Origin of the sequence: Enterobacter sp. FUJ80071, from assembly GCF_038739915.1 — a bacterium.
GTDB lineage: Bacteria > Pseudomonadota > Gammaproteobacteria > Enterobacterales > Enterobacteriaceae > Enterobacter > Enterobacter kobei.
In genome coordinates this window covers 2,776,139-2,798,808 of record NZ_JBBXKH010000001.1, presented here as the reverse complement: position 1 = coordinate 2,798,808, position 22,670 = coordinate 2,776,139, and the positions used below count along the sequence as shown (strand labels likewise).

The following is a 22,670-nucleotide window of genomic DNA, read 5'->3' as shown; positions in this document are numbered from 1 at the left end:
ATGATCACGACCAACGACGAGCTGGCTTCGCTGTGCGAAGTGACGCGCGACTTTCCTGCCATCGCTCTGGATACCGAGTTTGTCCGTACCCGGACGTACTATCCGCAGCTGGGTTTGATTCAGATGTATGACGGCAAGCACGTCTCGCTGATCGACCCGCTCGGCATCACCGACTGGACGCCGATGCGTGACCTGCTGCTGGATACGGCAGTAACGAAATACCTGCACGCAGGCAGTGAAGATCTGGAAGTTTTTCTGAATACCTTTGGCATCATGCCTCAGCCGCTGATCGATACGCAGATCCTTGCGGCTTTTAGCGGTCGTCCGCTCTCCTGGGGCTTTGCCGCCATGGTGGAGGAGTATACGGGCCTGACGCTGGACAAAAGTGAATCCCGTACTGACTGGCTGGCGCGCCCGCTTACCGAACGTCAGCTGGAATATGCGGCGGCAGACGTGTTTTACCTTCTGCCGATTGCCGGACAACTGATGAAAGAGGCGGAGGCCTCCGGATGGCTCTCTGCCGCGCTGGACGAGTGTCGTATGACGCAGCTGCGTCGCCAGGAAGTGGTTGATCCGAAAGACGCCTGGCGTGATATCAGCAACGCCTGGCAGCTGCGTACGCGTCAGCTGGCGTGCCTGCAGCTGTTAGCTGACTGGCGTTTACGCAAAGCGCGCGAGCGCGATCTGGCGGTTAACTTTGTGGTGCGCGAGGAACATCTCTGGGCAGTTGCGCGCTATATGCCGGGCAGCCTGGGGGAGCTGGACAGCATTGGGCTTTCGGGCAGTGAGATCCGATTCCACGGTAAAACCCTGCTGGCGCTGGTCGCAAAAGCGCAGGCGTTGCCGGAAGATGCGCTGCCGGAACCGCTGTTGAATCTGATGGATATGCCGGGTTACCGCAAAGCGTTTAAAGATATCAAAGCGCTGGTGCAGAACGTCGCCACCGAAAGCAAGCTGAGTGCTGAGCTGCTGGCATCGCGTCGTCAGATTAACCAGCTGCTGAACTGGCACTGGAAGCTGAAACCGCAGAATGGCCTGCCGGAACTGATGGCGGGCTGGCGTGGGGAATTGATGGCCGATCGTCTGAATACCCTGCTGGAAGGGTATCCGCGGTAAAAAATATGCCGGGCGATATACCCGGCATATTCCCCCGGTGGCGCTGCGCTTACCGGGGCTACAAAATCAGAACCCTACGGGCGCGACTCTTCCGCTTCCGGAAGCGTCACGTTCAGCTCCAGAATCGAAATATCCCCGTCTTTTTGCTCCAGTTGCACCGTGACCATCTCCGGGTCAATCTGTACGTACTTACAGATCACTTCCAGGATGTCCTTACGCAGCTGCGGCAGGTAATGAGGCTCGGCGTCGCTACGACGACGCTCCGCAACGATGATTTGCAGACGTTCTTTTGCGATGTTGGCGGTGTTCTTTTTCCGCGAGAGAAAAAAGTCCAGTAATGCCATAACTTATCCTCCGAACAGGCGTTTGAGGAAACCTTTCTTCTCTTCTTCAATGAAGCGGAAAGGACGTTCTTCTCCCAGCAGACGGTCAACAGTATCAGCATACGCTTTACCTGCATCTGCCGTCGTATCAAGGATCACGGGCTCGCCCTGGTTAGAGGCGCGCAGCACGGACTGGTCTTCCGGGATGACGCCCACCAGTTTAATGCGCAGGATCTCCAGTACGTCTTCCATGCTCAGCATGTCACCTTTGTTGACGCGACCCGGGTTATAACGGGTCAGCAGCAGGTGCTCTTTGATCGGCTCTTCGCCATTTTCCGCACGACGGGATTTGGAGGCGAGGATGCCGAGAATACGGTCGGAGTCACGCACGGATGAGACTTCAGGGTTGGTGGTGATGATCGCTTCATCAGCAAAGTAGAGTGCCATCAGGGCACCAGTTTCGATGCCGGCAGGGGAGTCACAGACAACGAAGTCGAACTCCATTTTTCTCAGCTCCTCGAGTACCTTTTCGACACCTTCACGGGTCAGGGCGTCTTTGTCACGCGTCTGAGAGGCCGGGAGGATGTAGAGGTTCTCGGTGCGCTTGTCTTTAATCAGCGCCTGGTTCAGCGTGGCATCGCCCTGAATGACGTTGACGAAGTCATACACGACGCGACGCTCACATCCCATAATCAGGTCGAGGTTACGCAGGCCGATATCGAAGTCGATAACGACGGTTTTCTTTCCCTTCTGGGCCAAACCAGTAGCGATGGCCGCGCTGGAGGTGGTCTTGCCAACGCCTCCTTTACCCGAAGTAACAACAATAATGCGTGCCATAGAAATTCCTTGTTAAAAAGGGATCAATTCAACGGTTGAACGGTCAACGCGTCGTCTGCCAGTCGCAGACGAGCCGCTTTGCCATAAAATTCGGCTGGGATCTTGTCGCTCAGCCAATATTCACCTGCGATGGACACCAGTTCCGCCGTCAGGTGAGTACAAAATATTTGCGCGTCCCGATCGCCACTTGCGCCTGCGAGCGCACGTCCACGCATCATACCGTAAACGTGAATATTGCCATCTGCAATAAGCTCTGCGCCAGCACTGACGTGGCTTGTAACAATCAGATCACAGTTTGGTGCATAAATGCGCTGACCGGAACGAACCGGTACGTCAATCATTCGCGTTTTTGTGACAGGAGTAACGTTTTGCACCACAGGAGGGGGCGCCTGCACGGCAGCAGGTGCTGCACGCGGGGCTTTTTCTTTACCTTCATTAAGAAGGGGCAGCCCGGCACGGTCGATTTCCGCTTTCAGCTCGCTATCTTTACAGCCACTGATGCCGACAATTCGCAGGCCAGTAGAGGAGACGGCCTGCTGGAGAAGTTTCCAGTTAACCGGAGCCTCAAGACCACTCACGTTGATAACAACAGGGGCGTGTTTCAGAAAAGCGGGAGCCTGCGCGATTTTGTCTTCTAACGCCTGACGAATAACCTCGGGTTTTGCATCATGCAAATGTACCACTGATAAGGTGAAGCTACTGCCTTTAAGCTCGATGGGCGTGTTTGACATCCTGGCCTTACTCAATTTGCTATTAACCGCAACCATTCGCTGCGATATTCCGAAGAGTATCAGGCATGTTATAGTCAGGAGTATATTGAGGCAAGCAACCACCCATTAATTCAGAGTAAAAACATGTTTTGTGTGATCTACAGAAGTACAAGCCGTGACCAGACCTATCTTTATGTCGAAAAGAAAGACGATTTTTCACGCGTGCCTGAAGAATTAATGAAGAGCTTTGGCCGACCACAGCTGGCGATGCTGCTGCCGCTGGATGGTCGTAAGAAACTGGTCAATGCCGATCTGGATAAAGTGAAAACGGCATTAGCCGAGCAAGGCTATTATTTACAGCTTCCACCACCGCCTGAGAATTTATTAAAACAGCACCTTGAGGCGAACGGGAAAAAATAGTCTCAGCTGTTTCGGGCGCATCACATCAACCGATTAGGGGTCGAGCATGTATCAACATCATAACTGGCAAGGTGCGTTACTGGATTATCCCGTCAGCAAAGTGGTCTGCGTGGGCAGTAACTACGCAAAGCATATTCAGGAGATGGGCAGCGCAACACCAGAAGAGCCGGTTCTGTTTATTAAGCCAGAGACGGCGCTTTGCGATATCCGCCAGCCGCTGGCGTTGCCGCAGGGGCTGGGGTCAGTGCATCACGAAGTTGAGCTCGCGGTGCTGATCGGCGCCACGCTGCGCCAGGCCTCCGAAGAGCATGTTCAGAAAGCGATTGCTGGCTACGGCGTCGCGCTGGATCTGACGCTGCGTGATGTGCAGGGAAAAATGAAGAAGGCCGGGCAGCCGTGGGAAAAAGCCAAAGGCTTTGACAACGCGTGTCCGATTTCGGGATTCATTCCGGTCAGTGAATTTACCACCGATCCACAGGACACGCCGCTCAGCCTGAAGGTGAACGGTGACATCCGCCAGCAGGGCAGCACGGCAGACATGATCCATAAGATTGTGCCGCTGATCGCCTACATGAGCCGCTTCTTCACCCTGAAACCGGGCGATGTGATCCTGACCGGAACCCCAGAAGGTGTTGGTCCGCTCTTGAGCGGCGATGAACTGGAGGTCGGTTTTAACGGCCTGTCGCTGAAAACCCGCGTGCTGTAACCACATCTTGCCGCCTGAAGAGGGCGGCAAAACTTGCAACAACGTGCCAGACTCGTTATAAGGTGCGCTTTCTTTTGACGTGTGGACATCCTGATGAACGACATCCCTTTCTGGCAAAGCAAAACTCTTGACGACATGACTGACGCGGAATGGGAATCATTGTGCGACGGCTGCGGGCAGTGCTGCCTGCATAAGCTGATGGATGAAGATACGGACGAAATCTACTTCACCAACGTGGCCTGCAAGCAGTTGAACATCAAAACCTGCCAGTGCCGCAACTATGAACGTCGGTTCGAATTTGAGCCGGACTGCATCAAGTTAACCCGTGATAATCTGCCCACCTTTGAATGGCTGCCCCATACCTGCGCGTATCGCCTGCTGGCGGAAGGGAAAGGGTTACCAGACTGGCATCCGTTGCTGACCGGTTCGAAAGCGGCGATGCACGGCGAGCGCATTTCGGTGCGCCACATCGCCGTGAAAGAGTCCGAGGTGCGGGACTGGGAAGACCATATTATGAATCACCCTAATCGGTGATAATAAAAAACCCGCCTCGGCGGGTTTTTTATTATGCGCTGTTGTGTCGGGTGGCGCTGCGCTTACCCGACCTACAAAACTGACGTTGCCGTTTTGCTTTTACCTTCCGAACAAATCACGTTTCTTCGGCTTGAACGGCTGGGCAATCAGCACCAGCAACGCCACGATGAAGTAGGCGACAAAAATCCCCACCAGCCACTGTGGCATCTCCAGCGTCAGGAATTCCCACTGACGGACAGAGCAGTCACCGGATGCGACAAACACCTGCGGCAGCCATTTATCCAGCGGCAGCCAGCTCGGGAAGCGGGCGGCAAAATCACAGGTCATAAACGGTGACGGATGCAGCTGCATCATGGTGTGCTGCCAGGAGAGTTCAATTCCCTTCCAGGCGCTGTACAGCCAGATTGCAATACCCGCGTAGCGCAACGGCGATTTCGGGGCGATGGCGCCTACCAGGCCCGCACCCATAATGCCAAACAGGGCGCAGCGCTCGTAGATACAGAGCACGCAGGGTTTCAGCCCCATCACGTGCTGGAACCACAGCGCGACCATTTCCAGCGCAAAGGCGGTCAGGGCCATCAACAACCACGCTCCGCGACCGCGAGAGCACTGGTTTAAAAATCTCAACATAATCATTTCCCTGGAACATGCTTAGAAAGCGCAGTGTAAACGAATTCGTTTTTCGCGCCACCTGTACCTGACGAAATAAAACGTAATCGGATGTTTATCGTGCGAAAAGGCAAACGGGCAGCGAACTGCCCGAGAGGCCTCATTTAGTGCGCCGCAAGTATACCCGCTTGTATCAGCCATTGCGTACAGGGAATGAGGGTAATTTTGACGCAAAGCAATCCCACAATTGTGAGTACCAGCGTATAGGGCAGCGCCATCCAGACCATTCTTCCATAAGAAAGACGTATGAGTGGCGCAAGGGCAGAGGTCAGCAGGAACAGGAAGGCGGCTTGTCCATTTGGCGTCGCTACCGACGGCAGGTTAGTGCCGGTATTGATGGCCACGGCCAGCAGCTCAAACTGTCCTGCGTTAATAATGCCTTCTTCCATCGCGGATTTGGCTTCGTTGATGTAGACCGTCCCGACAAAGACGTTATCGGAGATGGACGACAGGAGGCCGTTGAACAGATAGAAGAGCGTAAGCTGCGCGTCTGGTGCAGCCTGCAGCACAAAGGTAATTATGGGGGCAAACAGATGCTGGTCGATAATCACCGCCACAACCGCAAAGAAGACCGCCAGCAGCGCGGTAAATGGCAAGGCTTCCGTAAACGCTTTGCCAATAGCATGCTCATCCGTTACGCCGCTAAAGGTGGTCGCAAGAATAATAACGGAGAGGCCAATCAACCCCACCTCTGCAAGATGCAACGCCAGCGCGACGATAAGCCAGACGCCAATGATACCCTGCGCAATCAGACGCAGCGTCTCTTGCCGCGTGCGCTGTTTGCGGCTCTGCTCGTCAAATTTATGCAGCTCACTGCGGACCGGCTCAGGCAGTTGCGCGCCGTAGCCGAATACCCTGAACTTTTCGACCAGAATGCAGGTTGCTAACCCGCAGATAAGGACAGGCACGCTCACGGGGGCCATGCGCAGGAAAAACTCGCCAAAATGCCATTCAGCCGCTTTGGCGATGATCAGGTTTTGCGGCTCACCCACCATGGTCATCACGCCGCCCAACGCAGTCCCTACGCCAGCATGCATCATCAGACTGCGCAGAAACGCGCGGAACTGCTCCAGCACCTCACGGTTATGCGCCTCAACGTGGCTGTCATCCTGCAAGTCTTCGCCCGGGCGGGACGAGGCCACGCGGTGATAAATCCCGTAAAACCCGACGGCGACGCTGATCACCACCGCAACAACGGTCAAGGCATCCAGGAAGGCCGAAAGAAAGGCAGCAGCAAGGCAAAACGCCAGCGACAATACCGTTTTAGACGGAATGCTGAGCAACAGGCGAGTGAAGATAAACAGCAGCAGCTGTTTCATAAAGTAGATCCCGGCCACCATAAATATCAGCAGCAGGAGCACTTCCAGATTTGACGCCAGCTCTGCTTTGACATGCTCAGCAGACGTCATCCCGATGACCACTGCTTCAAAAGCCAGCAGACCGCCAGGCAGCAGAGGGTAACATTTCAGCGCCATTGCCAGGGTGAAGATAAACTCCGCCACCAGCAGCCATCCGGCGATAAACGGGTTCACGCTAAAAATAAGGGGGTTAACGACCAGGAAAACCAGCAGTATCAGTTTGTACCAGTCAGGAGACTGACCTAAAAAATTGCGCCACAGCGCGCGCCCAAAAGAAATTTCCACAACAGACGTCCTTCCCCGTCACGTAAAACAAAACATCAGTATACGCAAAATTGCGGCCCGGCGGCGGATAAGCGAGCATTGTAAATTTCATAAAAATGAAACGGCGATCCCTCTTTTCTCTCTTTACCGCGCTACCTGCCGCTGCATGCCTCTGGTATGATGAGTGCAATTTGCTAAAGCTGTGTAATGGAAATCTCACTATGGTCATTAAGGCGCAGAGCCCGGCGGGTTTCGCGGAAGAGTACATCATTGAAAGCATCTGGAATAATCGCTTCCCTGCAGGGTCCATTCTTCCGGCTGAACGCGAACTCTCTGAACTGATTGGCGTCACTCGCACCACGCTGCGTGAAGTGCTTCAGCGACTGGCGCGTGATGGATGGTTGACGATCCAGCACGGCAAGCCAACAAAAGTAAACAACTTCTGGGAAACCTCGGGGCTGAACATTCTTGAAACGCTGGCGCGCCTCGACCACGAAAGCGTACCGCAGCTCATTGATAATCTGCTCTCCGTGCGTACCAACATCGCGACGATCTTTATTCGTACCGCTTTCCGTCAGCACCCGGAAGATGCGCTTGCAGTGCTGGCCAGCGCAAACGAGGTCGAAGATCATGCCGATGCCTTTGCCACCCTCGATTACAACGTCTTCCGCGGTCTGGCGTTTGCCTCCGGCAACCCGATTTACGGTCTTATCCTCAACGGGATGAAAGGGCTCTATACCCGCATTGGTCGTCACTACTTTGCCAATCCCGAAGCGCGCAGTCTGGCACTGGGTTTCTACCATAAGCTCAGCAAGCTCTGCACTGAAGGGCTGCACGATCAGGTTTATGAAACCGTGCGTCGCTACGGTCATGATTCCGGTGAAATCTGGCATCGCATGCAAAAAACGCTGCCGGGCGATTTAGCGATTCAGAGTCGCTGAAAGAAAAACCTCTCAAGTGAGAGGTTTTTTTTCGCCCGGTAAGGCGTAGCCGCCACCCGGCAAAAAACATTACAACGTATTCAACCGCGCCGGGCAACGTTCCAGCAGTTCTACGCTGCCGTCCTCATTCTGCTGTTCCAGCTGCACGTCAAAGCCCCACAGGCGGTGAACATGCTTCAGCACCTCTTTACGTCCTTTATCCAGCGGCGCGCGGTTGTGCGGGATATAACGCAGCGTCAGAGAACGGTCACCGCGTAAATCGACGTTCCAGACCTGAATATTGGGCTCAAGATTGCTCAGGTTGTACTGAGAAGAGAGCCGTGAGCGGATCTCGCGGTACCCCTCTTCGTTATGAATCGCAGAAATCTCCAGGTAGTTGTTACGATCATCGTCCAGCACGGTGAAGAAGCGGAAATCACGCATGATCTTCGGCGACATAAACTGGCTGATAAAGCTCTCGTCCTTAAAATCGCGCATCGCAAAATGCAGCGTTTCAAGCCAGTCTGAACCGGCGATATCCGGGAACCAGTACTTGTCTTCTTCCGTTGGCGACTGACAGATACGCTTAATATCCTGGAACATCGCAAAGCCAAGCGCATACGGGTTAATCCCGCTGTACCACGGGCTGTTATAAGGCGGCTGAAACACGACGTTGGTATGGCTGTGGAGAAACTCCATCATGAACCGCTCGGTCACTTTCCCCTCGTCATACAGATGGTTGAGGATGGTGTAGTGCCAGAATGTCGCCCAGCCTTCGTTCATCACCTGCGTCTGTTTCTGCGGATAGAAATACTGGCTGACCTTGCGCACGATGCGCAGGATCTCACGCTGCCACGGCTCCAGCAGCGGGGCGTTTTTCTCCATAAAGTAGAGCAGGTTTTCCTGTGGCTCGGAGGGATAACGACGCGTCTCGGCGACGGCTTTCTCTTCCTCACGCTTCGGCAGGGTGCGCCACAGCATGTTCACCTGGCTTTGCAGATACTCTTCGCGGCTTTTCTGTCGGGCTTTCTCCTCCTGCAGGGAGATTTTCTGCGGCCGTTTGTAGCGGTCCACGCCGTAGTTCATCAGGGCGTGGCAGGAGTCGAGCAGTTTCTCCACCTCATCCACGCCATAACGCTCTTCGCAGTCGGTGATGTATTTACGCGCGAAGATCAGGTAATCAACGATGGAGCTGGCATCCGTCCAGCTGCGGAAGAGATAGTTATTTTTGAAAAACGAGTTATGGCCGTAACAGGCGTGGGCCATCACCAGCGCCTGCATGGTAATGGTGTTCTCTTCCATTAAATACGCAATACACGGATTGGAGTTAATCACAATCTCATACGCCAGCCCCTGCTGACCGTGTTTATACAGGCGCTCCGTTTCAATGAATTTTTTACCAAACGACCAGTGCGGATAGTTGATCGGCATCCCGACGCTGGAGTAAGCGTCCATCATCTGTTCAGAGGTAATCACCTCAATTTGATGGGGATAAGTATCCAGGCGATACAGTTTTGCCACCCGGTCGATTTCGGCGAGGTAGACATCCAGCAGCTCGAAGGTCCAGTCGGGTCCATCGCTCAGACGTGTGTTGTCCTTGTTCAGGGAATCAATAGTAGCCATTAGCGCGCCCTCGTTGTGGGTGCTCTCTCTGTCTGGAGAGCCTCCTTTCAAGCATAGATCAACGTGTTAAAAAGCGTGCCCGACAAGAAATTTTTTCTTTGCGATTTCCCGTTTTTGATACGGCAAAATAAGCGACTCCTTCAGCATTTTATGCTGGTTAAAAATAAAGCTCAGCATGAGATCCCAAATTAGCACCATCCCCTGATACTGGGGGATGTGTGAGGCAAGTCACCATAAAAAAGTCGTATGTTGAATAATATTTTCAACTAGGTTATCAATCTGTAATTAGAAGATTGTTCTTTTGCACATTATGGAGTGGCTATGCGTGTTGTCATACTGGGAAGTGGTGTCGTTGGCGTAACCAGCGCCTGGTATTTAAGTCAGGCAGGACATGAGGTTACCGTTATCGATCGTGAATCCGGCCCGGCGCTTGAAACCAGTGCGGCGAATGCCGGGCAAATCTCTCCGGGGTATGCGGCGCCGTGGGCAGCCCCTGGCGTACCGCTGAAGGCGATCAAATGGATGTTCCAGCGCCATGCGCCGCTGGCCATCAGCCTTGACGGCACGCCGTTCCAGCTGAAGTGGATGTGGCAGATGCTGCGCAACTGCGATACCCGCCACTACATGGAAAACAAAGGGCGCATGGTGCGCCTGGCGGAATACAGCCGTGACTGTCTTAAGACCCTGCGCGCGTCGACCGGCATTGAGTACGAAGGCCGTCAGGGCGGCACGCTGCAGCTGTTCCGCACCGCGCAACAGTATGAAAACGCCACCCGCGATATCGCCGTGCTGGAAGATGCCGGCGTACCTTACCAGCTGCTGGAGGCCAGCCAGCTGGGGCAGGTGGAGCCTGCCCTGGCGGAAGTGGCGCATAAACTGACGGGCGGCCTGCGTCTTCCTAATGACGAAACCGGCGACTGTCAGCTCTTTACCCAGCGTCTGGCGCACATGTGCGAGCAGGCGGGGGTGAAATTCCGCTTTAACACCGCTGTCGACAAGCTGCTGTCGGAAGGGGAAAAAATTTACGGCGTGAAGTGTGGCGACGAGGTGATCAAAGCGGATGCCTACGTGATGGCGTTTGGCTCGTATTCCACCGCCATGCTGAAAGGCATTCTCGATATTCCTGTTTATCCGCTGAAGGGCTACTCGCTGACCATTCCGGTGAAAGAAGAGAGCGGCGCCCCGGTATCAACCATCCTGGATGAAACCTACAAAATCGCCATTACCCGCTTCGATAACCGCATCCGCGTGGGCGGCATGGCGGAAATTGTCGGCTTCAACACCGACCTCCTGCAGCCGCGTCGTGAAACGCTGGAGATGGTGGTGGGGGACCTGTTCCCGCGCGGGGGCTTTGTTGAGCAGGCGACATTCTGGACCGGTCTGCGTCCGATGACCCCGGACGGTACGCCGATTGTTGGCCGTACGCCGTTTAAAAATCTGTGGACCAATACCGGACACGGCACGCTGGGCTGGACGATGGCCTGCGGATCCGGCCAGCTGCTGAGCGACCTGATTTCCGGGCGCACGCCAGCCATTCCATTTGACGATTTAAGTGCGGCGCGCTATCAATCAGAGTTCACGCCATCGCGTCCACAGCATCTGCACGGCGCGCATAACTAAGGAGTTGTCATGTCCCGTCCTGTTCTGGCTCAGCTGGATCTGCAGGCCCTGAAGGAAAACCTGCAAATTGTTCGCCGGGCAGCACCTGGTTCGCGCGTCTGGTCGGTAGTCAAAGCGAATGCCTACGGCCACGGTATTGACCGTATCTGGAGCGCGCTCAGCGCCACCGACGGTTTTGCGTTGCTCAATCTGGAAGAGGCTATCCTGCTGCGCGAACGCGGCTGGAAAGGGCCGATTTTGCTGCTGGAAGGGTTCTTCCACCCCGAGGATCTGCCCTTGCTGGATAAGTATCGTCTGACCACCAGCGTTCACAGCAACTGGCAGATTAAAGCGATTCAGGATGCAAAACTCCACGCGCCGCTGGATATCTATCTCAAGGTAAACAGCGGCATGAACCGTCTGGGCTTTCAGCCTGAGCGGGTGCATACGGTCTGGCAACAGCTGCGCGCCCTGAAAAATGTGGGCGAAATGACGCTGATGGCGCACTTTGCCGATGCGGAAAAACCGGACGGCATTGCCGATGCCATGGTCCGCATTGAGCAGGCGGCAGAAGGGCTGGACTGTCCGCGCTCGCTGTCGAACTCTGCGGCGACGCTTTGGCATCCCGAAGCGCATTATAACTGGGTGCGTCCGGGGATCGTTCTGTATGGTGCATCCCCGTCCGGTCAATGGCAGGATATCGCCAACAGCGGCCTGAAGCCGGTGATGTCCCTGCGCAGTGAGATTATCGGCGTGCAGACGCTGAAGGCGGGCGACACGGTGGGCTATGGCAGCCGCTACCGGGCGCAGGGCGAACAGCGAATTGGTATTGTGGCAGGCGGGTATGCCGACGGCTATCCGCGCATTGCGCCAACCGGTACGCCTGTCTGGGTGGACGGCGTCCGTACGGGCACGGTGGGGACCGTGTCAATGGATATGCTGGCGGTTGACCTCACGCCGTGTCCGCAGGCGGGCATCGGTTCACCGGTTGAGCTGTGGGGCAATGAAGTCAAAATTGATGACGTGGCCGCGGCGGCGGGAACGGTGGGGTATGAATTGATGTGCGCCCTGGCGCCGAGAGTGCCAGTTGTGACGGTGTAACGTGTTCTTATGCCGGGTAAGGCGCAGCCGCCACCCGGCATAAACCCGCTACTCTGCGTCCTCTTCCATCGGCCGCAAACCGACTTTCCGCACCGCGTTATCTTCTTTTTCGGCAACGGTCCAGATCATCCCGGCAAATTCCACCTGATCGCCGACGACCGGCGCAGCGCCAAGTCGTTGCTGGATGATTTCGCCCAGCGTTTGCTGGTTATCACCGTCTTCAGCACCTTCATCCAGACCGTAAATCAGCGCCACATCCGCAAATTTGGCGCTGGCTTCCAGAATAAAATCGCCGAAGAAACGCTGGTCCAGCGCCACCGGAGGCGACTGGCTGAACAACTTGCCCAGCGCGGGCAGATCGCGCTCGCGGCCAATCACGCACAAAATATCCCCTTCGCGAAGCCGGGTGCTGCCGGTAGGGTGTTGCAGGACATTATCGCGAAACAGCGCGGCAATCCGTGTTTCGGCCGGCATGTGCAAATCGCGTAGCGATGCCCCTACGCACCACTTGTCGGCGCTCAGTTGATAGACGAACTGTTCCCACGGGTTCTCCGGATGAATATCGAGCCCCACGCGGGACACCGGCCAGCCCACGGGCGGGACCACCACTTTGGCTTTTTTCGCCGCCCATCCGAGCGACGTCCCCTGGAACAGCAGTGAAATCAGCACCACGAAGAACGCCACGTTAAAGAACAGTCGTGCGTTATCCAGCCCGGCCATCATCGGGAAGACGGCAAGGATGATCGGCACCGCGCCACGCAGGCCCACCCAGCTGATAAAGACACGCTCGCGCAGGTTGAAGCCGCGAAACGGCAGCAGACCGGCAAACACCGACAGCGGACGGGCGAAGAAGATCATCCACGCAGACAGCAGCAGCGCCGGAATGGCAATCGGCAGCAGATCCGAGGGCGTGACCAGCAGGCCCAGCACCAGGAACATGCCGATTTGTGCCAGCCAGGCAAGACCGTCGAAGTTTTGCAAAATAGCGTGACGGTTGCGGATAGGGCGGTTACCCATCAGGAATCCGCAGAGGTAGACCGCGAGAATACCGCTGCCGTCCAGAGCGGTGGTGACGGCAAAAATCAGGATCCCGCCGCTCAGCGCCAGCAGTGGATACAGCCCCGAGGGGAGCGAGATGCGGTTAATCATCTGCTGTAACAGGTATCCCCCCGCCAGACCTATCAGTATCCCCAGGCCGAACTGCTGCAGGATATGCCACGCGAACATCCAGCTCAGCCCGGTCTCGTGCTGCTGAATCATCTCGATCAGCGTGATGGTCAGGAACACCGCCATCGGGTCGTTACTGCCGGATTCAATCTCAAGCGTTGAGCCGACACGTTCGTTAAGCCCTTTTCCACCGAGCAGGGAAAACACGGCTGCCGCGTCGGTTGAGCCGACAATCGCGCCAATCAGCAAACCCTCCATGATATTCAGATGGAAAAGCCACGCAGCCATCATCCCGGTGAGGCCAGAGGTAATTAACACGCCGACCGTGGCAAGTGAAAGCGCAGGCCCCAGGGCCACGCGGAAGGAGCTCGCCTGCGTACGCATGCCGCCGTCAAGCAGGATCACCGCCAGGGCGAGGTTACTCACCATGTAGGCAAAAGGGTAGTTATCGAATGGGATACCGCCGATGCCATCAATGCCAGCCAGCATGCCGATAGCAAGGAAAATAACAAGAATAGGTATGCCGAGACGCGATGAAAATGAACTTAATAAAATACTGCTGGTTACAAGGACAGAACCCAAAATGAAAAGGCTGATTATCGCTGCGGCATCCAATGTTCTCTTACTCCCACCTCAATGTTAACGCTGTTACTAAAACCCTAACATATTAACGTCGGTAACAGCGTTTTATTAAGGCGGTTTAACGGATTTTTTACCCCTTTATGACCGGATGGCCGCTGATGGTGAGCAGGCTTCCGCCATCATCATGCTTCAGCCTGGCGTGCGCCCCCAGCGCAAGAGTGACGGTTTGCTGCTCATGGCCGAAATCCAGCCCGGTGATGACGGGAATGTCCAGCCGGGAGCGGATGAAATCGACCATCGTTTCCAGCGAGTAGCCCGCGTCATAGTCATTGGGGGTAGCGCCGCTAAAGCTGCCCAGCACAATCGCGGACTGACGCGCAAGGATACCGGCATGATAAAGCTGCAAGAGCATGCGCTCGACGCGGAACGGATGTTCGTTGATATCTTCCAGCACCAGAATGCCGTCTTCGATGTCCGGCATCCACGGCGTGCCGATGAGCGAGACCAGCATCGCCAGGTTTCCGCCCCAGAGCTGACCTTCACACTCCCAGTGCGGTCCGTTGCCTTGCCACTCCACGCTGTAGGCAGGATTACGCAGCGCGCGCCAGAAGTGTTCCATGGTAAACGCATCCAGCTCTGGCGCGCCGAAGTTACCGGCCAGCATTGGGCCGCTAAACGTGATGACATTGTGCAGGGCCAGAAGACCTAGCTGGATGACGGTGAAATCGCTGTGGCCGCAAATCAGCAGCGGATCCTGCTGCTGGCGCTGCGCCAGACCCTGCCAGTCAATGCTCTCCAGCAGCCTGCTCGCCCCGTAGCCGCCGCGCACGGCAAGGACGATGCGATCCTTACCCTTCAGACTCACCAGGCTATTGATATCATTCAGCCTCTGCGCTTCCGTTCCGGCAAAACGCTGCTGGCGGCGGGGGATAATTGTCTGATTTTCTACCTGATGGCCAGATTCCAGTAAGCGCTGAACGCCCCGCTGTGCCGCGTCCTGGTTAATGCAGTAGCCCGACGGCGCGATGAGATGAAACTGAGACATGGCAATTCCTTGCTGAATGAGAAACTAATTGTCTATATCATGCCGCGTATACGCTGCCTGCTTCAAGGGCGGCGCACCGCGATGACCGGCTATAAGGATAGATGACGTGAAATTGAGATGGTTTGCTTTTTTGATTGTGCTGCTGGCTGGCTGTAGTTCAAAACATGATTATCAAAACCCGCCCTGGAACCCGGAAGTGCCGGTGAAACGGGCTATGCAGTGGATGCCAATCAGTGAACAAGCCGGGAAGGCCTGGGGCGTGAGCCCGCGTCTGATCACCGCCATTATTGCGGTGGAGTCCGGCGGTAATCCTACGCTCGTCAGCAAATCCAACGCGGTGGGACTGATGCAGCTTAAGGCTTCAACGGCGGGGAGAGAGGTCTACCGCTATATGGGCTGGAGCGGACAGCCGTCGACCAGCGAGCTGAAGAACCCGGAACGCAACATTTCCATGGGTACCGCGTATCTGAGCATTCTGGAACATGGCGTGCTGAAGGGCATCGAAGATCCGGAAGTGATGCAATACGCGCTGGTGGTCTCCTACGTGAACGGTGCGGGCGCGCTGCTCAGAACCTTCTCCTCTGACCGCAAAGAGGCGATAGACGAGATCAACGGCATGGACAAAGATGAGTTCGTCGAGCATGTAGCGAAGAATCATCCGGCACCACAGGCGCCTCGTTATATCTGGAAAGTACAGAAAGCGATGGATGCCATGTAATGCCGCAAACGGGCGGCGGTTGCGCTGCCCGATTTTTTCACAGGACTTTATTTGCACGTTCCCGTGCTTCACGCTCCAGCGAGTAGATAATACGCTGCAGCTCGCGTTCAGCGCCTGGCCCGACGTTCAGGAAACGGAAGCTCAGACGCGGCGTGGTAATCGTTTCGTTTTTGCTGTCCACCACCGTGCGCTCGCTGATGGCAATCAGCTGTGCATCGAAATAAAAGCGACCCCAGCCGCCCATATCGAGCTCAATTTGGGTAAAACGCATGCCTTCTACCAGTCCGTCCGGTTTCGCTGAATCCAGCAACGCGCCCATTCCGCCCAGCGACAGGTCAAAGAGACGGAAACGAAGCTCTTTTTTGTCCGGCATTTTGGCCTTACAAAAATAGGCAGGGTGAAGCGGGGCGCTGATGCGGAAGTATTCACGACGCTGGACAAACCAGAGGTTGCCCGGAAGAGGGGTCACAAAAGCGGGAAGTCCCTGATATTCGCTCAGTTCCAGTCGCGGCAGGACAAACTCCACTTTGGCTCCATGGGTTTCGGCCATCACCGCAATATGTTCCGCTCTGAGCGCAGCGCGGTTTTCATACTCCTGGCTGCCCAAGTCTACAATCAGTCGCTCCTGCGAAACGTCAAGGATCTTGCTGATAAACTGATTATTTGACCAGCTGATGCGCAACGGCACTTCGCCTTTTTGCAGGTCGCGTAATACCCCTAATACAGCCAGCGGATTTTGCTTGAGGAACTGCTCACTGTAATGACTCACGCCGGATGGCTCCTTGATTAATGACAGACTGTCTGAGCGTTATCGGCAATCCACACTCAAACTTAATACAAACCGGTGAGTTTTTTTTATTGCTGCACGCAAGATAAGTCGGTGAGAGGAAAATGATTTTATGCTGATGACCTATACTTACCTTAGCTGCGCAGAAGGTTTTCTGCACATGCGTTAAACCTGAAAGAGGGCATCGCTATGGGTATCATCGCCTGGATTATCTTTGGTCTTATCGCTGGCGCTATCGCTAAACTCATCATGCCGGGAAACGATGGCGGCGGCTTCATTTTGACCTGTGTTCTCGGGGTTGTTGGTGCGGTTGTGGGCGGCTGGCTGGCGACGATGTTTGGCTTTGGAGGCAACATCAGTGGTTTTGACATGCACAGTTTCCTCGTTGCTGTCGTCGGTGCCATTGTTGTGCTGGGAATATTCAGGTTACTGCGACGAGCCTAAAATGACATAGCGGCTTTCTGCGGAGGGCCGTTTTTTTTGCCTGAATCTTGATTTGTTAATCGAAATGATAATAATTGTCGTTCCGTATTGCATCTAACAATAAGACGACATTATGAACTCCTCACGTTTTACGTTATGCGCTCTGGCCGGTGCCGTCACGCTGGCATTGCAGGTCCAGGCTTTCGCCGAAGAATCTACCATCGTCGTCACGGGCTCAGAGCAGGGCAGCGCGCTGCCGGCCTGGACGAACAGCGCTACGAAATCGGCCGTTGCCGAAAGTAAAACGCCCCAGGTCATCAATACGCTTTCTGCCCAGGAAATTGAAAAGCGTCATGCGAACTCCGTGAATGAAATCCTGCGCTATGCCCCGGGCGTCTCAACCGAAGTGCGCGGTAATACCTCCTACATGAGCGAATACAAAATTCGTGGCTTTACCGTCGATCAGGAGTTCTATAACGGATTGCAGTTGCCCTATAACGTCACCGGCAATACCAAGGCTCGTATCGATCCGCTGTTGATTGACAGCGTCGATATCCTGAAAGGGCCTTCATCGGTGCTTTACGGCGGTGGTTCGCCGGGCGGGCTGGTGAATATTCAAAGTAAAAAACCGCAGCGGGAAGCGCGAACGGAGGTCGGTTTTAATACCGGTAACCGCAACCTGAAAGAGGGCTATCTCGACTCAACCGGGCAGATAGCCGACAGCGACTGGAATTACCGTCTGCTGGGCAAGGCGACGGAGAATGACGATCAGCCGCACACCACCCGGTATGAAAATTACCTGGTCGCCCCGTCCGTCACCTGGCAGCCCGACAGCAAAACCCGTCTCACGCTGGATGCGCTGGCGCAAAACTCCCCGAGCCTGACGCCGTCAAATCCGCTCCCGCTGTCTTATCTGCGCTCGAAATATGCCGATCGCCGTGATTACGCCGGAGATGAATGGAGTGGGTTTAAGCAGCGCCAGTGGATGCTGGGCTATAGCTTTGAACACGAGTTTGACAGCGGCTGGGGCTTTAACCAGAAAGCGCGCTATTTTGACGTCGATACCCACCAGCGCAGCGTCTATGCGACAGGCACGGGGAGTGAGGTTTATCAGCTCAACCGCTTTGCTTACACCACCGATGAAGATCTTAAGAGCTTCAACATCGACAACCAGGTGACGAAAACCGTTGCGCTGGGTGAATGGCAGCACCATCTGCTGGCCGGGTTTGACTATCAGAAGATGAACTCGCATTTCCACTACCGTTACGCGTCGGCCACGCCAGGCATGGATATGCGCGATCCTGACTATACGCAAATCAGCGAAGGCGCACTGGGGCTCTACACCGCCCAGAAGAATCGCCTCAGCTATCAGCAGAACGGTTACTACCTGCAGGATCAGGTGGAATTCGGTGGCTTAAATCTGTTGGGTAGCCTGCGCTACGACGATTACCGCTCCGTCACCACCGATTACCTGAAAAACGGGGATAAAGCCTGGGTGTCGCAGGACCGCGTCACCAAACGTCTGGGCGCGCTTTACGCCTTCGATAACGGTATTTCACCGTTTATCAGTTATTCCGAAGGTTTTGCACCGGTGTCACCGCAGGGAACGCTCACGGCAAAAGACGTCAAACCGACCACCAGCAAGCAGGTGGAAGGCGGGGTAAAATATCTGCTGGCTGAATACGCCACCACCTTTACCGCCTCGGTGTTTAACATCCGGCAGAAAAACGTTGTCACCTCCGATCCGGGCTTCCTGAATTATCGTCAGACCGGGGAAGTGGAATCCAAAGGGGCAGAGCTCTCCGCCATCAGCCGGCCGACGGACAACCTGACGCTGATTGCCAACTATGCCTACACCCATGCGATCAATACCGAAGATGAAAAATACCAGGGTAAACGTCCAACTCAGGTGCCGGAGAACGCTTTCAATCTGTGGGGGGACTACACTTTCGAGAGTACGCCGCTGAAAGGGCTGATGCTGGGGGCTGGGGCACGCTACACCGGTCCGATGGAAATTTCACCGGCTAACGATGCAGGTAAACTGGGCGGCACCACGCAGTACGATCTGGCGGCCTCGTACCGGATGGGCGAAATCATGCCTTCGCTGGCGGGACTGACGCTTAAGGCGAGTATGCAGAACATCACCAATAAAGAGACGCTGACCTGCTACGACGCAACCAACTGCTGGATTGGGCGTGACAGGACGTATCAGCTAGGAGCGAGCTACAGCTTCTGACTGCCCGGTGGCGCTGCGCTTACCGGGCCTGCAAACCCAACGTAGGCCGGGTAAGGCGTAGCCGCCACCCGGCAATACACCTTTACTGCGCCGCAGCTTTCACCGGCGCCGCCTCGTCATTCGCCGCAGGCTGATTTTCCGGCACGCTGTCACACGGTTTCTCTTTCGGACAGACCAGATCCAGCATTTTCAGCGTCACGCCATTACTCCAGCCGAACCCATCTTGCAGCGGGTACTCGCCACCGCCGCCGCCCGTACCGGTTGTTGATACGTCATATTTCTCCACCAGTTTCTTCTCGCGGTCGTAAGTGTGCTGCACGTTCTTCAGGAAGCGCCAGGTGACATCCATCGCCACCTTATTCTGCCCGTAATTCTGCAACCCTTCCGTCGCCACCCACTGCAGCGGAGCCCAGCCGTTTGGCGCATCCCACTGCTGTCCGCTGTTGATAGTGGTGGTGGTAATGCCGCCCGGTTTCAACAGGCGCGCGGAGGTCGCCGCGGCAACTTTATCGGCACGCTCCTGCGACGCCGCCTTCACGTAGAGCGGGAAGAGAGCGGCCGCGGTAAGCTGATTACGCACCTTCTTACTCTTGAGGTCGTAATCGGCATACCAGCCCTCTTTATCATTCCACAGGTGATTCTCGATGGCTTTCTGACGCGCGGTTGCCAGCGCCTCGTATTGACTCGCCGCGGCGCTGTCGCCTGAATCCTGGCTTGCCCGCGCGAGCAGTTTTTCCATTTTAAACATCAGTGCGTTCAGATCGACGGGCACGATGCTGGTGGTGCGGATCGTGCCGAGTTTTTGCGGATCGTCCATCCAGCGGGAGCTAAAGTCCCAGCCCGAAGCCGCTGCGGAGCGCAAATCACGGTAGATCTCAGTCGCGGGTCGGTTAGGGTTGTTTTTGGCGGTATTGACGTCGTCAAGCCAGGACTCGGGGCGCGGAGTATCGCGGTCATCCCAGTAGCGGTTGAGCACCGAACCGTCATCCAGCTTCACCACGCGCTGGTTAGCTTGCCCTGGCTGAAGAGAATCCACGCCCTCCATCCAGTAGGCGTACTCTTTTTCCATCTGCGGGCGATATTTCTTTAGCGCATCGCTGTCGTGCGTCGCCAGCAGTTCCACCATCATGGAGAAGAACGGCGGCTGGGAGCGGCTCAGGTAGTAGCTGCGGTTGCCGTTGGGGATATGTCCAAAGGTATCAATCTCCCAGGCGAAGTTATCCACCATATCGCTGATTTTGTCCCAGTGGCCGCTTTCCGCGAGACCCAGCATGGTGAAATAGCTGTCCCAGTAGTAGACCTCGCGGAAGCGTCCGCCGGGCACAACGTAAGGCTTCGGTAACGGCAGCAAGGAATCCCATTTATTACTGGCTTTATCGGTGGTACGAGTCAGTACGGGCCAGAGGTCGTCAATATGCTCGCGTAAACTTTGTCCTGCGGGCGGAACATACTTTTCGCCTTCCGCAGGCAGCGTGAAGTTCATCTCTACAAAGTGGCGCAGATCAAAGCTGGACTGGGTGTGCTGCATCCGGTAATCCGCCAGGATCATCAGCGGATCGCTTTTGGGGACGGCATCAGCGAAGGTTTTCTGATCGGGAAACAGTTTGGCACTTTGCACATCATTAAAGAGAGGGCCAAGTAAAATATCGGGGGAATTTTTCTGGAACGCAGGCTGTTCATCAGCATAACTCAATGTCGTCGCACCGAGCAGTGCGCCTCCCAGCGCGAGGTGCAAAAGAGCAGGGCGTAAAGTGCGAGGTCTTATCATCTGTTCGTCTCCTGTATTCGCTCAGCAGCGTGACCGCTGTTATCAATCACCTGAAAACCTTAGACGAATATCGACCGCTTCGCGTGTTCAATATCCCATTTTGCGCAGAACCAGACAATTTACCGCTTCGCCCGTCCGGTCCGGCCGGGAGGAATTAGTTGTGCAAATGAAATTAAAAGAATTATGTCTTTAAATAATCATATATATTGCACGTTAAAATATACATAAACCTAATGAAATAAGAGTGTGAAGCGGGTGGTCTTTCTTCTCTTCATTACCGCAAGTTTTCTCTGTGCCGATCACACAAGTTAAAAATCATAATTACGTTGTGAAAAAACATAATAGCACCGTTGAGGGTATTTGGTGGAAATGGCTGTGCTCGATATTTGGGTATTCACTTTTATAATCAGGATGGATTCTATGCAATTAAAGAAAACGGTAATTCTGATAAGCGCATTCTATTCCGGCGCACTTTTGGCGGCACAACCCTCAATGAACGTGGAAGAAAAGCTGGCGCAACTGGAAGCGCAAATTCAGGAGCTTAAACAGCAGCAGGCCGCCGCGACGCAGGCTGCGCCAGCCGTTGTGGTGCAGTCGGAAGAGCCGGTGAGCAAAACCGCTCCGCCAAAACTGACGCTCTCAGGGTTTGGTGATATTAAATTTTACGGTGATGTGGAATTTAATATGGATGCCGCCATTAAAACGGGTAGCCTCACGTCTGTTAAGCAAAGTGCTAATAGTGACTGGGCGCCGGGCGATAAAGAACGCTGGGATATTAACGGACGTATTTTATTAGGCTTTGATGGTTATCGTAAAATGGATAACGGCAATTTTGCCGGGTTCTCCGTCCAGCCGCTCGGCGACCTCGCCGGGCAAATGTACCTGGATGATGCGGTATTCTTCTTTGGCACTGAGAATGACTGGGAAATAAAAGTCGGACGCTTTGAGGCCTATGACATGTTCCCGCTCAACCAGGATACGTTTGTGGAATACTCCGGGAATACCGCAGACGATCTCTACAGCGACGGCTACGGCTATATCTATATGCTGAAGGAGGGGCGTGGGCGAACCGACAGCGGGGGCAACTTCCTGATGAACAAGACGCTGGATAACTGGTATTTTGAGCTGAATACCCTGTTTAAAGACGGCAGCGATTTGTATGTCGACCAGCGTTATCACGGTGCAGAACTTGAGAACGACAAAAATGTGGCCTACGTGCGCCCGGTCATCTCGTGGCAGAATGGGCCGTTTTCCAGCGCGGTTGCCATGGAGACCAACCTGGTCAACAACGCTTATGGCTATCGCGACGATGCCGGGCGCTGGGTAGACCAGTCAGAGAGAACGGGCTACGGGTTCACGATGACCTGGGACGGGCTCAAAACCGATCCGGAAAACGGAGTGGTCATGAATCTCAACACGGCTTATCTGGACGCGACGGGCGAAACCGACTTTACCTCAGCTATTAATGCCCTCTGGCGTAATTTTGAGTTGGGTTACATCTATGCCCATAACGAAATCGACGAGTTTAATACCTCAACGTTTGACGCAGAGTGTGAAAACGACTGCTGGATAACCGACCCGGGCGAGTATGACATCCATACCATCCATACCTCGTACCTGATCCCGAACGTCATGAAGATGAAAAACTTCAACATCTATCTGGGCGCGTATGCGTCATGGGTCAATGCATCCCCGAAAGAGGGTGACAATAAAAATGACGATCGCTACGGTGGTCGCGTGCGCTTTAAATACTATTTCTGATGT

21 protein-coding genes are annotated in these 22,670 nt (G+C 54.9%); 11 read left to right on the top strand and 10 right to left on the bottom strand.

The genetic code is table 11. The annotated features are described in order from the left end of the window. On the top strand, window positions 1-1,116 hold the full coding sequence (gene rnd / locus AAER43_RS13640; protein WP_162184518.1) for a ribonuclease D: 1,116 nt from the start codon (window positions 1-3) through the stop codon (window positions 1,114-1,116). 74 nt (window positions 1,117-1,190) lie between these two features. On the opposite strand, the gene minE is transcribed toward rnd, so the two are convergent. The 3 genes from minE to minC are packed head-to-tail and all read right to left on the bottom strand — an operon-like array spanning window position 1,191 to window position 3,007. Beyond that, window positions 1,191-1,460 carry a cell division topological specificity factor MinE gene (minE, locus tag AAER43_RS13635; RefSeq protein WP_008500504.1) on the bottom strand — a complete coding sequence of 90 codons (270 nt, stop codon included), beginning with the start codon at window positions 1,458-1,460 and terminating at the stop codon, window positions 1,191-1,193. 3 nt (window positions 1,461-1,463) lie between these two features. Beyond that, on the bottom strand, window positions 1,464-2,276 hold the full coding sequence (minD, locus tag AAER43_RS13630; RefSeq protein ID WP_014884266.1) for a septum site-determining protein MinD: 813 nt from the start codon (window positions 2,274-2,276) through the stop codon (window positions 1,464-1,466). Between the two features lie 23 nt (window positions 2,277-2,299). Continuing rightward, a complete protein-coding gene (gene minC / locus AAER43_RS13625) occupies window positions 2,300-3,007 on the bottom strand; it encodes a septum site-determining protein MinC (protein WP_023330629.1) in 708 nt (235 codons plus the stop codon). A gap of 123 nt (window positions 3,008-3,130) precedes the next feature. Between minC and AAER43_RS13620 the strand changes: the two genes are divergently transcribed. The 3 genes from AAER43_RS13620 to AAER43_RS13610 all read left to right on the top strand — a co-directional run bounded on the left by AAER43_RS13620 (window position 3,131) and on the right by AAER43_RS13610 (window position 4,646). Beyond that, on the top strand, window positions 3,131-3,406 hold the full coding sequence (locus AAER43_RS13620; RefSeq protein ID WP_014884264.1) for a YcgL domain-containing protein: 276 nt from the start codon (window positions 3,131-3,133) through the stop codon (window positions 3,404-3,406). A gap of 46 nt (window positions 3,407-3,452) precedes the next feature. Continuing rightward, on the top strand, window positions 3,453-4,112 hold the full coding sequence (locus AAER43_RS13615) for a fumarylacetoacetate hydrolase family protein (protein WP_045134178.1): 660 nt from the start codon (window positions 3,453-3,455) through the stop codon (window positions 4,110-4,112). A 93-nt stretch (window positions 4,113-4,205) separates the two neighbouring features. Beyond that, window positions 4,206-4,646 carry a YcgN family cysteine cluster protein gene (locus tag AAER43_RS13610; RefSeq protein WP_014884262.1) on the top strand — a complete coding sequence of 147 codons (441 nt, stop codon included), beginning with the start codon at window positions 4,206-4,208 and terminating at the stop codon, window positions 4,644-4,646. A 99-nt stretch (window positions 4,647-4,745) separates the two neighbouring features. Here AAER43_RS13610 and dsbB read toward each other — a convergent pair whose 3' ends face one another. Further along, window positions 4,746-5,276 carry a disulfide bond formation protein DsbB gene (gene dsbB, locus AAER43_RS13605; protein ID WP_014884261.1) on the bottom strand — a complete coding sequence of 177 codons (531 nt, stop codon included), beginning with the start codon at window positions 5,274-5,276 and terminating at the stop codon, window positions 4,746-4,748. Between the two features lie 143 nt (window positions 5,277-5,419). Continuing rightward, a complete protein-coding gene (nhaB, locus tag AAER43_RS13600; protein ID WP_023330627.1) occupies window positions 5,420-6,958 on the bottom strand; it encodes a Na(+)/H(+) antiporter NhaB in 1,539 nt (512 codons plus the stop codon). A gap of 200 nt (window positions 6,959-7,158) precedes the next feature. On the opposite strand from nhaB, the gene fadR reads away from it, so the two are divergent. Then, complete coding sequence (fadR, locus tag AAER43_RS13595) at window positions 7,159-7,878, top strand: fatty acid metabolism transcriptional regulator FadR (protein ID WP_014884259.1); 720 nt, start codon at window positions 7,159-7,161, stop codon at window positions 7,876-7,878. Window positions 7,879-7,947: 69 nt separating this feature from the next. Here fadR and AAER43_RS13590 read toward each other — a convergent pair whose 3' ends face one another. Further along, window positions 7,948-9,480: a SpoVR family protein gene (locus AAER43_RS13590; RefSeq protein ID WP_014884258.1), complete on the bottom strand. Its 1,533-nt coding sequence runs from the start codon at window positions 9,478-9,480 to the stop codon at window positions 7,948-7,950. 321 nt (window positions 9,481-9,801) lie between these two features. Between AAER43_RS13590 and AAER43_RS13585 the strand changes: the two genes are divergently transcribed. After that, window positions 9,802-11,100 carry a D-amino acid dehydrogenase gene (locus tag AAER43_RS13585; protein WP_050861734.1) on the top strand — a complete coding sequence of 433 codons (1,299 nt, stop codon included), beginning with the start codon at window positions 9,802-9,804 and terminating at the stop codon, window positions 11,098-11,100. A 9-nt stretch (window positions 11,101-11,109) separates the two neighbouring features. Beyond that, complete coding sequence (dadX, locus tag AAER43_RS13580) at window positions 11,110-12,180, top strand: catabolic alanine racemase DadX (protein WP_014884256.1); 1,071 nt, start codon at window positions 11,110-11,112, stop codon at window positions 12,178-12,180. Between the two features lie 48 nt (window positions 12,181-12,228). On the opposite strand, the gene AAER43_RS13575 is transcribed toward dadX, so the two are convergent. Next, entirely contained in the window at window positions 12,229-13,962 is a 1,734-nt protein-coding gene (locus AAER43_RS13575; protein WP_014884255.1) for a potassium/proton antiporter, read from the bottom strand. A 97-nt stretch (window positions 13,963-14,059) separates the two neighbouring features. Further along, window positions 14,060-14,974 (bottom strand): muramoyltetrapeptide carboxypeptidase, encoded by a 915-nt coding sequence (gene ldcA, locus AAER43_RS13570; RefSeq protein WP_050861735.1) that lies wholly within the window; start codon window positions 14,972-14,974, stop codon window positions 14,060-14,062. Window positions 14,975-15,080: 106 nt separating this feature from the next. Between ldcA and emtA the strand changes: the two genes are divergently transcribed. After that, window positions 15,081-15,692 carry a membrane-bound lytic murein transglycosylase EmtA gene (gene emtA / locus AAER43_RS13565; protein ID WP_014884253.1) on the top strand — a complete coding sequence of 204 codons (612 nt, stop codon included), beginning with the start codon at window positions 15,081-15,083 and terminating at the stop codon, window positions 15,690-15,692. 37 nt (window positions 15,693-15,729) lie between these two features. Here emtA and AAER43_RS13560 read toward each other — a convergent pair whose 3' ends face one another. Continuing rightward, window positions 15,730-16,461 carry a flagellar brake protein gene (locus AAER43_RS13560; protein ID WP_014884252.1) on the bottom strand — a complete coding sequence of 244 codons (732 nt, stop codon included), beginning with the start codon at window positions 16,459-16,461 and terminating at the stop codon, window positions 15,730-15,732. A gap of 207 nt (window positions 16,462-16,668) precedes the next feature. Here AAER43_RS13560 and AAER43_RS13555 point away from each other — a divergent pair, with 207 nt between their 5' ends. Both AAER43_RS13555 and AAER43_RS13550 read left to right on the top strand, forming a co-directional pair. Further along, a complete protein-coding gene (locus tag AAER43_RS13555) occupies window positions 16,669-16,923 on the top strand; it encodes a GlsB/YeaQ/YmgE family stress response membrane protein (RefSeq protein ID WP_014884251.1) in 255 nt (84 codons plus the stop codon). Between the two features lie 112 nt (window positions 16,924-17,035). After that, window positions 17,036-19,138 carry a TonB-dependent siderophore receptor gene (locus tag AAER43_RS13550; protein ID WP_057057612.1) on the top strand — a complete coding sequence of 701 codons (2,103 nt, stop codon included), beginning with the start codon at window positions 17,036-17,038 and terminating at the stop codon, window positions 19,136-19,138. A gap of 82 nt (window positions 19,139-19,220) precedes the next feature. On the opposite strand, the gene AAER43_RS13545 is transcribed toward AAER43_RS13550, so the two are convergent. Continuing rightward, entirely contained in the window at window positions 19,221-20,906 is a 1,686-nt protein-coding gene (locus AAER43_RS13545; RefSeq protein ID WP_014884249.1) for an alpha,alpha-trehalase, read from the bottom strand. 420 nt (window positions 20,907-21,326) lie between these two features. On the opposite strand from AAER43_RS13545, the gene AAER43_RS13540 reads away from it, so the two are divergent. Next, window positions 21,327-22,667, top strand: coding sequence for a carbohydrate porin (locus AAER43_RS13540; RefSeq protein ID WP_057057611.1), 1,341 nt, complete (start codon window positions 21,327-21,329; stop codon window positions 22,665-22,667). The last annotated feature ends 3 nt before the right edge of the window (window positions 22,668-22,670 follow it).

Coding starts and splice junctions, on each gene's coding strand:
- dsbB (WP_014884261.1), bottom strand. CDS start 5,276: ATGTTGAGATTTTTAAACCAGTGCTCTCGCGGTCGCGGAGCGTGGTTG.
- ldcA (WP_050861735.1), bottom strand. CDS start 14,974: ATGTCTCAGTTTCATCTCATCGCGCCGTCGGGCTACTGCATTAACCAG.
- AAER43_RS13615 (WP_045134178.1), top strand. CDS start 3,453: ATGTATCAACATCATAACTGGCAAGGTGCGTTACTGGATTATCCCGTC.
- AAER43_RS13550 (WP_057057612.1), top strand. CDS start 17,036: ATGAACTCCTCACGTTTTACGTTATGCGCTCTGGCCGGTGCCGTCACG.
- AAER43_RS13610 (WP_014884262.1), top strand. CDS start 4,206: ATGAACGACATCCCTTTCTGGCAAAGCAAAACTCTTGACGACATGACT.
- dadX (WP_014884256.1), top strand. CDS start 11,110: ATGTCCCGTCCTGTTCTGGCTCAGCTGGATCTGCAGGCCCTGAAGGAA.
- AAER43_RS13545 (WP_014884249.1), bottom strand. CDS start 20,906: ATGATAAGACCTCGCACTTTACGCCCTGCTCTTTTGCACCTCGCGCTG.
- fadR (WP_014884259.1), top strand. CDS start 7,159: ATGGTCATTAAGGCGCAGAGCCCGGCGGGTTTCGCGGAAGAGTACATC.
- AAER43_RS13585 (WP_050861734.1), top strand. CDS start 9,802: ATGCGTGTTGTCATACTGGGAAGTGGTGTCGTTGGCGTAACCAGCGCC.
- AAER43_RS13620 (WP_014884264.1), top strand. CDS start 3,131: ATGTTTTGTGTGATCTACAGAAGTACAAGCCGTGACCAGACCTATCTT.
- minC (WP_023330629.1), bottom strand. CDS start 3,007: ATGTCAAACACGCCCATCGAGCTTAAAGGCAGTAGCTTCACCTTATCA.
- AAER43_RS13540 (WP_057057611.1), top strand. CDS start 21,327: ATGCAATTAAAGAAAACGGTAATTCTGATAAGCGCATTCTATTCCGGC.
- AAER43_RS13555 (WP_014884251.1), top strand. CDS start 16,669: ATGGGTATCATCGCCTGGATTATCTTTGGTCTTATCGCTGGCGCTATC.
- minD (WP_014884266.1), bottom strand. CDS start 2,276: ATGGCACGCATTATTGTTGTTACTTCGGGTAAAGGAGGCGTTGGCAAG.
- minE (WP_008500504.1), bottom strand. CDS start 1,460: ATGGCATTACTGGACTTTTTTCTCTCGCGGAAAAAGAACACCGCCAAC.
- AAER43_RS13590 (WP_014884258.1), bottom strand. CDS start 9,480: ATGGCTACTATTGATTCCCTGAACAAGGACAACACACGTCTGAGCGAT.
- rnd (WP_162184518.1), top strand. CDS start 1: ATGATCACGACCAACGACGAGCTGGCTTCGCTGTGCGAAGTGACGCGC.